General features: G+C 72.9%; 6 protein-coding genes and 1 pseudogene. 3 read left to right on the forward strand and 4 right to left on the reverse strand.

Annotated elements, in window-relative coordinates; genetic code table 11:
* On the reverse strand, positions 1-1,688 hold a 1,688-nt coding region (locus ACSNOB_RS30845), incomplete at its 3' end, for a M14 family metallopeptidase (RefSeq protein WP_436690853.1).
* Positions 1,689-1,900: 212 nt separating this feature from the next.
* Between ACSNOB_RS30845 and ACSNOB_RS30850 the strand changes: the two genes are divergently transcribed.
* Positions 1,901-3,232, forward strand: a complete 1,332-nt coding sequence (locus ACSNOB_RS30850; protein ID WP_436690854.1) for a C39 family peptidase — start codon at positions 1,901-1,903, stop codon at positions 3,230-3,232.
* 111 nt (positions 3,233-3,343) lie between these two features.
* On the opposite strand, the gene ACSNOB_RS30855 is transcribed toward ACSNOB_RS30850, so the two are convergent.
* From ACSNOB_RS30855 to mqnE, 3 genes are read right to left on the reverse strand one after another with little or no spacing between them, the layout of a single operon-like run.
* Positions 3,344-3,619 (reverse strand): DUF4229 domain-containing protein, encoded by a 276-nt coding sequence (locus ACSNOB_RS30855; RefSeq protein WP_393102017.1) that lies wholly within the window; start codon positions 3,617-3,619, stop codon positions 3,344-3,346.
* A 45-nt stretch (positions 3,620-3,664) separates the two neighbouring features.
* Complete coding sequence (locus tag ACSNOB_RS30860) at positions 3,665-4,087, reverse strand: hypothetical protein (RefSeq protein WP_393102016.1); 423 nt, start codon at positions 4,085-4,087, stop codon at positions 3,665-3,667.
* A gap of 23 nt (positions 4,088-4,110) precedes the next feature.
* The gene (mqnE, locus tag ACSNOB_RS30865; protein ID WP_350686558.1) at positions 4,111-5,280 is read right to left on the reverse strand and encodes an aminofutalosine synthase MqnE; all 1,170 of its coding nucleotides are present in this window, start codon (positions 5,278-5,280) and stop codon (positions 4,111-4,113) included.
* 242 nt (positions 5,281-5,522) lie between these two features.
* On the opposite strand from mqnE, the gene ACSNOB_RS30870 reads away from it, so the two are divergent.
* The gene (locus ACSNOB_RS30870; protein WP_436690856.1) at positions 5,523-7,097 is read left to right on the forward strand and encodes an NlpC/P60 family protein; all 1,575 of its coding nucleotides are present in this window, start codon (positions 5,523-5,525) and stop codon (positions 7,095-7,097) included.
* A 165-nt stretch (positions 7,098-7,262) separates the two neighbouring features.
* Positions 7,263-7,901: pseudogene (locus tag ACSNOB_RS30875) on the forward strand (hypothetical protein); the annotation flags it as partial.

The following is a 7,901-nucleotide window of genomic DNA, read 5'->3' on the forward strand; positions in this document are numbered from 1 at the left end:
CTGACCCGGAGGTAGTCGGCCGACGAGGCGTTCGACCCGTGCGCCAGGTACCAGGCCAGCGAGAGCGTCAGCGTGCCCGAGGCCGGCAGGGTCACCGCCGGCGACCGGGCGCTGGTCACCCCGCCGTCGACGTCGTAGTCACCCGCCGCGGTGCCGGCCAGCCGACCGGTGACCAGGTCGTTGGTGCCGCCGTACGGGGTGAGCTGCTTGGCGCCGCTGGAGGTGGTCGCCTGGGCGGCGCCCCGCTCCCACGCCCCGAGGGTCGCGGTGTCGGTGCCGTTCGGGTTGGTGGTCCAGCCGGTGGCCGTCTCGAAGGTGTCCGACCAGACCGTGGTGCCGCCGCCACCGCCGCCGCAGTACTGGGCCTCCTTGCCGATCACCCGGTACGGGCAGTCGGCGTACTCGCTGAGCAGCAGGACCGCCTCCCGGTTGCGCGAGGTCTGGGCGGGGATCACCTCGTCGGGCGGGTAGAAGCCGCCGCCGCCGGCCGAGCCCGGGTACATCTCGAAGGTGTACGCCCAGATGCCGTGCTGTCCCCACATCCAGTCGATGCTGTCCCCGTCGGTGATGTAGAGGTCGCTGGACTGCTGCGGGGTGTAGCCGTTGGTGTTCGCCATCTGCTGCCCGAGGGTGGCGAAGGTGTTGTACTGGTCGGCGCTCATGCCGGGGGCGGTGTTGTTGTAGGTGTAGCCGAACGGCCAGAGCACCAGCTCCGAGTACGTGTGAAAGTCGATGTTGGCCTTGATCTGCTGCGTGCCGCCGACCACCCGGCTGTTGACGAAGTTGCGCAGCGCCGCCGTCTCCGGCGCCGAGAACGCCGACGGCCCCCGGTAGGTGTCCGACGAGGTCGAGCCGGACGAGCCGCCGCAGCAGCCCCACTGGTAGGACCAGTTGCGGTTCAGGTCGGTGCCGACGTACGACGAGCCGCTGTTCGGCTGCCGGTTCTTGCGCCAGGAGCGGTAGGAGCCGGTGGCGATGTCGTACTCGCTGCCGTCGGGGTTGACCGTCGGCACGATCCAGATCTCCCGGCTGTTCACGATGTTCGTGATCCGGGAGTCGGCGCCGTAGCTGTCGGTGAAGAGATTGAGCAGGTAGACCGCCATCTCGACGGTCAGGTGCTCGCGCGCGTGCTGCTGGGAGTTGAACAGGATCTCCGGCTCGGCCTCGTCGGTGCCGACGTTGTCGGAGATCTTCACGGCCATCAGGTCGCGGCCCTCGTACGAGGAACCGATGCTGATCTTCCGGGCGATCGACGGGTGGTCCGCGACCACCTTGTTCACCGCGGCGGTCAGTTCCGCGTAGTCGTGGTAGTTGGAGTCGGCCGGCGGGAAGGCGGCGGTGCCGACGTCCCCCTCGGCGTGGCTGTGGCCGTGGTCGTCGGTCGACGGCCCGGCGACCGCCTCCAGCCGGAAGCCGAGCCGGGTGATCGCCGCCGCCTCGGCGGGGGTGGCCGAGACGTTCAACACGCCGTGCTCGACGTAGTCGATGGCGGCGCCGGTGCCGGCGACGGCCGTGCGGTCGGCGACGGTACGCGGGCCGAGCACCCGGTAGGACGTGGCCGCGGCGTCGGCGGCGCGGTCCGGTGCCGGCCGGGCGGCGGCCGGCGCGGCGGCGACGGTGAGCAGTCCGAAGCCGGCGGCGACGGCGAGCGCCAGGCGACGGCGGAGGGCGGGCTTGCGGAAGGCCATGGACAACCTCCTCGGGGGGCGGGAGGAGATCCCGCTCGGTGGAGGACACTCCACCACCGCTCACATGGTCATATCAACATTCATCGCTATCTTGTTGCATGCCATCCTGATCCTCACGTCGGCAAGGATTTTCCATCTGTCGACCTCTGGCGAAAGTTCCTTCCGAGCGGGACACTGACCCGCAACGATCCGTCCGTCCCTGCGGAGGACCCATGGCCAGACCCCGCCTGCGCGCGGCCGCCCTCGCGGCCGCCACCGCGCTCACCCTTCTCGGCACCGCGGCGCCCGCCGGCGCAGTGGCCGGCGCCGCCACCGTCGTCCACGACGAACAGATCACCTACCACGACTGGGCCGGCGCCGCCGACTGGTCCGCGGGCACCGCCGCGGGCACGGTGGTCGCCCCCGCCGGTCTGACGCTTGGCACGCCGGTCGGCACCACCAGCTACAAGGACCCGCACACCAGGACCAAGCGGGACTGGGCGTACGGGACCTGGACGTCCCCGGTCACCGACGTCGGCTTCGACGCCACCGAGCTGATCGCCTCGTGGAACGCGGACACCCCTGCGGGCACCTGGATCCAGGTCGAGCTCCAGGGCACCTACACCACCGGCGGCCGCACCCCCTGGTACGTGCTGAGCCGCTGGGCGTCCGGCGACGCCGACATCAAGCGGACCAGCGTCGACAAGCAGGGCGACAAGTGGTCCAGCATCTGGACCGACACGTTCTCGATCAACGACGCCGCCGCCGGCGTGCTGCTCCGGGCGTACCAGCTCCGGCTGACCCTCCACCGCGACCCGACCGCCACCGTCTCGCCGGTGGTCCGGATGCTCGGCGCGATGAGCTCGAACGTGCCCGACCGGTTCACCGTCGAGCCCAGCGCCGGCGGGATCGCCTGGGGCAGGGAGCTCGCCGTTCCGCGCTACTCGCAGAACATCCACGCCGGCCACTACCCGGAGTACGACGGCGGCGGCCAGGCCTGGTGCTCCCCCACCTCCACCACCATGGTCATCGAGTACTGGGGCCGGAAGGCGTCGCCCGAGGACACGGCCTGGGTCGACCCGACCTACCCGGACCCGACGGTCAACCACGCCGCCCGGATGGTCTACGACTACCAGTACGACGGCGCCGGCAACTGGCCCTTCAACACCGCGTACGCCGCCAGCTTCCCGGGCCTGGAGGCACGGGTCACCCGGCTGCACTCGCTGGACGAGGTGGAGCGCTTCATCGCCGCCGGCATCCCCGTCGTCACCAGCCAGTCCTTCCTCGCCAGCGAGCTGGACGGGTCGAACTACGGCACCTCGGGGCACCTGTTCGTGGTGGTCGGCTTCACCGCCGACGGTGACGTGATCGTCAACGACCCGGCCTCGTCCAGCAACGACGTCGTGCGCAACGTCTACCCGCGGGAGCAGTTCGAGCAGATCTGGCTGCGTACCAAGCGGATCACCGCCAGCGGTGGAACGGGCAGCGGCCCCGGCGGCGTCGTCTACCTGATCAAGCCTACCGACGTCCCGTGGCCCCAGGTCGCCGGCTCCACCAACTGGTGACCTGACCGCCCGACGTCACGGTCGAGGGGCTCGCGTCCCGGCGGGACGCGAGCCCCTCGCCACGTCCGGACCCCGTCGCCTCCGGACGCCGGTCGCGTCCGGACCCGCCCGTCACTTGCCGGCGGCCGGACCCTCCGGGTCCTGGTCGTCGCCGGCCAACGCGGAACGCAGGCGCTCCTTCTCGGCGCGGCGGCGCTCGGCGGCCTCGGCCATCTCCGTGGCCATCTCGTCCCGCCAGCCCTTGAGCAGGAAGAACGACGCGGCGGCCGAGAAGGCCAGCGCCAGCATCAGCTTGACGAAGAGGTTGATGTCGACCAGCCAGAGGGCCGCCAGCACGGCGACGAACAGCCCGATCCGGCCCAGCGTGTACTTGACCGCCGCGCTCACGTTCCGCACTCCGTTTCTCCGCCGCCGGGGTGACCCGGGGCAGGTTCAGCCCGTCCGGCGGGCCAGCCAGTGGACGCCGTGGAACCAGACCACCGCGTACGCGAGGGTGAGGGCCGCCGCGCCCAGCCCGCCGGAGACCAGCGGCGGAAGCCCGGCGGCCAAACCGGCCACCGCCAGCCCCGCGACCAGCCCCACCGCGACGGCGGCGAGCGCCGCCACCACCCGGGCCGCCCCGAACTCCCAGGCCCGGAAGTCGTCCCAGAACAGCCAGGCGGGCAGGATCACCGCCAGCCAGCCGTTGGCCCGGCCGAAGTCACCGCTGCCGACCAGCGCGAACGCCCAGTCGAACAACAGCACCGCCAGCACGCCGATGACCAGGCCGGCCAGGCTCACCCCGAGCAGGTCGCCCAGGGTGAGGATGCGTCCCTCGGCGTCGCGCCGGGGAAACCCGCTCCGCTGCTCGGTCATGGCCTACGAGGGTACGTGCCGGCTCAGGCCCAGACCTGCTGCGGCTCGGCGCGGCGCTCCGCCAGGGACGGTGCGGCGTCGTACTCGCGGACCACCTCGTAGCGCGTGTTCCGCTCGACGGGGCGGAAGCCGGCGTCCCAGATCAGGTGCAGCAGGTCGTCCCGGTGCATCGTGTTCGGGGTGCCGTACGAGTCGGCGTCGTGGGTGATCTTGTATTCGACGACCGAGCCGTCCAGGTCGTCCACGCCGAAGTTGAGCGAGAGCTGGGCCACCGAGAGCCCGTGCATCACCCAGAAGCACTTCACGTGCGGGACGTTGTCGAAGAGCAGCCGGGACACCGCGAAGGTCTTGAGCGACTCGGCCGGCGAGGCCATCGTCGTCCGCGCCTGGATCCGGTTGCGGATCTTGCCGTCGGCCGAGTCGACGAAGTCGTGCTGGTAGCGCAGCGGGATGAAGACCACGAAGCCGCCGGTCTCGTCCTGCAGCTCGCGCAGCCGCAGCACGTGGTCGACCCGGTGCCGGGGCTCCTCGATGTGGCCGTAGAGCATCGTCGACGGCGTCTTCATGCCCTTCGAGTGCGCCAGCCGGTGGATCCGCGACCAGTCCTCCCAGTGGCAGGCGTGGTCGACGATGTGCTGGCGGACCTCCCAGTCGAAGATCTCCGCGCCGCCGCCGGTCAGCGACTCCAGGCCGGCGTCCATCAGCTCGTCGAGGATCTCGTCGGCGGTCAGGCCGCTGATCTTCTCGAACCACTGCACCTCGGTCGCGGTGAATGCCTTGAGCTTGACGTTCGGCAGCGCCGCCTTCAGCTCGCGGAGCACCTTGGGGTAGTAGCGCCAGGGCAGGGTCGGGTGCAGGCCGTTGACGATGTGCAGCTCGGTGAGCTGCTCGTCCTCCATCTCCTTGGCCTTGCGGACCGCCTCGTCGATGCGCATCGTGTAGGCGTCCTTCTCGCCCGGCTTACGCTGGAACGAGCAGTACGCGCACGAGGCGGAGCAGACGTTGGTCAGGTTGAGGTGCCGGTTGACGTTGAACATCACCCGGTCGCCGTTGAGCTCCGTGCGCCTGTGATGGGCCAGTCGCCCCAGCCACGCCAGGTCGTCGCTGTCGTAGAGGGCGATGCCGTCCTCGCGGGTCAGCCGCTCGCCGGCGTACACCTTCGCTTCGAGCTCACGCTTGAGTCCGGCGTCCATCGAAAGCCACGTCCCTTCCACCTGCGGTAGGAATCGAGCCTACGTCGGCCCGCCGACGCCCCCGCAGCACGGTCGGCCCGCGTGCCCGCGCTCACCGAACTCTCAGCCTCCCGTTACCTGTCGACGCATCGACATCGCTGCCTGGGTGAGGTAAGACAGGGTGGGACGTTCCACACACACTGGTAGCGTCCTCACGGCCGCGCCCACCCGGCGCGGCGACACCACGCCGGACGGGGAGCGGAATGGGCGACAGCGGGCGCGGGCGACGGCAGCGACGGCGGAGCCCGGTGATCTCGCCGGTGCTGCGCCCGGCGCTCTGGTCCGCCCTGCTCGGGGCGGTCGCCGCCACGGTCCTCGCCAATCCGGTGCAGGCCGACCCGGCGATGCCCACCGGCGTCCCCGACACCGGGGCCCGCCCGGTCGTCGCCGGATCGCTCCAGCTCCCCGGCGGCGCGCCCGTCGCCGGAGTGCCGGGCCTCGTGGGGACGCCGGCCGGCAACCTGATCAACGGCCCGCTCGCCACCCAGATCTACGCCGCCGAGGCCCAGGTCGGGCAACTCCGCGACCAACTGCTCGTGCTGCTGCAGAAGCGCACCGAGGCCGAGACCCAGCGCGCCACCGCCGAACGCGACCTCGGTCTCGCCCGCGACGCGCTGGCCCGCGCCCAGGAGGGCGCCGACGCCGCCGCCGCGGGCGCGTTCAAGGCCGCCGCCGCCCTCCCGCCCGGCGAGTTCGCCGACGACCTGCACGAGCTGAGCCGGCTCTCGCGGATCATCCGCGGCGAGAAGGCCGAGGGCGGCACCACCGCCGCCGAGGGCGAGCTGTCCCGCGCCCGCACCGGCGAGCAGGCGGCCAGCCAGGCGATGGTGTCGGCGGAGTCGCGGCTCAAGGGCGCCCAGACGGAGTACGCCACCGGTGAGAAGGCCCTGCGCGACGCCGAGGCCAAGCTCGCCAAGCTGCGCCGCGACAACGCCGCCCAACTGATCGAACTCGAGCGCCAGCAGGAGGCCGCCGAGCAGCGCCTCGGCGCGGGCTACCTCGGCAACGAGACCGCCAACGGGCTGGCCGCCCACCCGACGGCCCTGGCCGCCCTGGCGTACGCCAAGGCGCAGCTCGGCGACCCCTACCTGTGGGCCGCCGAAGGGCCGGACCGGTTCGACTGCTCCGGTCTGATCTACGCCGCCTACCGGTCGGCGGGCTACTACGGGCTGCCCCGGGTCTCCCGGGACCAGTACTACGCCACCCGGTCCCGCACCGTGTCCCGCACCGCGCTGCTCCCCGGTGACCTGCTCTTCTTCGCCTCCGGCACGAGCTGGACGACGATCCACCACATGGGGATGTACGTCGGCGGAGGCAAGATGATCCACGCGCCCACCACGGGTGACGTCGTCAAGATCTCCACCGTGCGCTGGTCCCGGCTCTACGCCGCGACCCGCGTGATCGGGGCGGTGCCCGCGCCGACCACCACCCCGTCGCCCAAGCCGACGCCGAGCAAGCCGGCCACGCCGAAGCCGACGGGCAGCGCGAAGCCGACCCAGTCGGCCACGCCGTCGCCGACCCCGTCCGCCACCACGTCGCCGTCCCCGACACCCACCGCGCCGCCCTCGCCCACGACGTCACCGACCCCCACGACGTCGCCCTCGCCCACGACCTCCCCGACGACCGGGGCCAGCGCCTCGACCGCGCCGTCGGCGAGCCGCTCGGTCTCGTCCGCGCCGAGCGCCACGTCCGGCAGTGTGGCGCCGACCACGGCGGCGGACAGCGCCGACCCGGAGGGCAGCACCTCGGCCACCGCCTCGGCGAGCACCGGTAGCTGACCGGGGGGCGTCGTTCCGCCCGGCGCGCCGACGCCGGTTCGCACCGACCACGGGCCCCGTACGCACTCCGGCTGTGCCGCACGGCCGGAATGTGGCACGGTGACAGTCAGACACGTCCGGTCCGACGTCGCGGATCCGGGCGCGAGCGTGGCGCGGAGGGCGAGCATGGCCGAGCAAGAGGTTCCGGCGGAGCCGGTCGACCACGGATCCACGCCCGAGCGGAGCCGCGCCGGGGCCTCGCAGCCTTCGGCGCCCGGCGGGTCCATCGCGACCGCGACCGACGGCGGGCCCGCGTCGGGCACCGGTCCCTCGGAGCCGTCGACGGAGCCGCCCGCCGACGACGTACGCCGACAGCCGGCCCGTGGCCGGGTGAGCGTGGCCACCGCCGCCGCGCCCGGCGAGGGCGACGCGGCACCGCCGGCCCGACCGGCCGCCGGCACCACCTACCGGGCCACGGGCGCGGCCGGCGCGGTGGTTCCCGAGCAGCGCGCCACGGCCGCGGCGGCCCGGGCCAGCGCCGCCGTGCCCGGGATGCGGCGGGTCTCGGCCGACGAGGCTGCGGCGATCCGGTCGCGCACCGGCGAGGCCAGGGTCTACCGGGCCGCGCCGGTCAACCCGGAGCCGCCGGAGCCCGCCCAGCCGCCGGAGCCGGCGCAGCCGCCCAAGCCACCTGTCCCGGAGCCCGAGCCGGCGCCGGCCCCCGTACCGCCGGTGCCCGGCCCGACCCCGCCGTCGCCCACGCCGCCGGTTCCGAACCCGAACCCGCCGCTTCCCGGTCCTCACCCGCCCGGACCGGTGCCGCCC

The organism is Micromonospora sp. URMC 106 (genome assembly GCF_051386395.1).
GTDB lineage: Bacteria > Actinomycetota > Actinomycetes > Mycobacteriales > Micromonosporaceae > Micromonospora.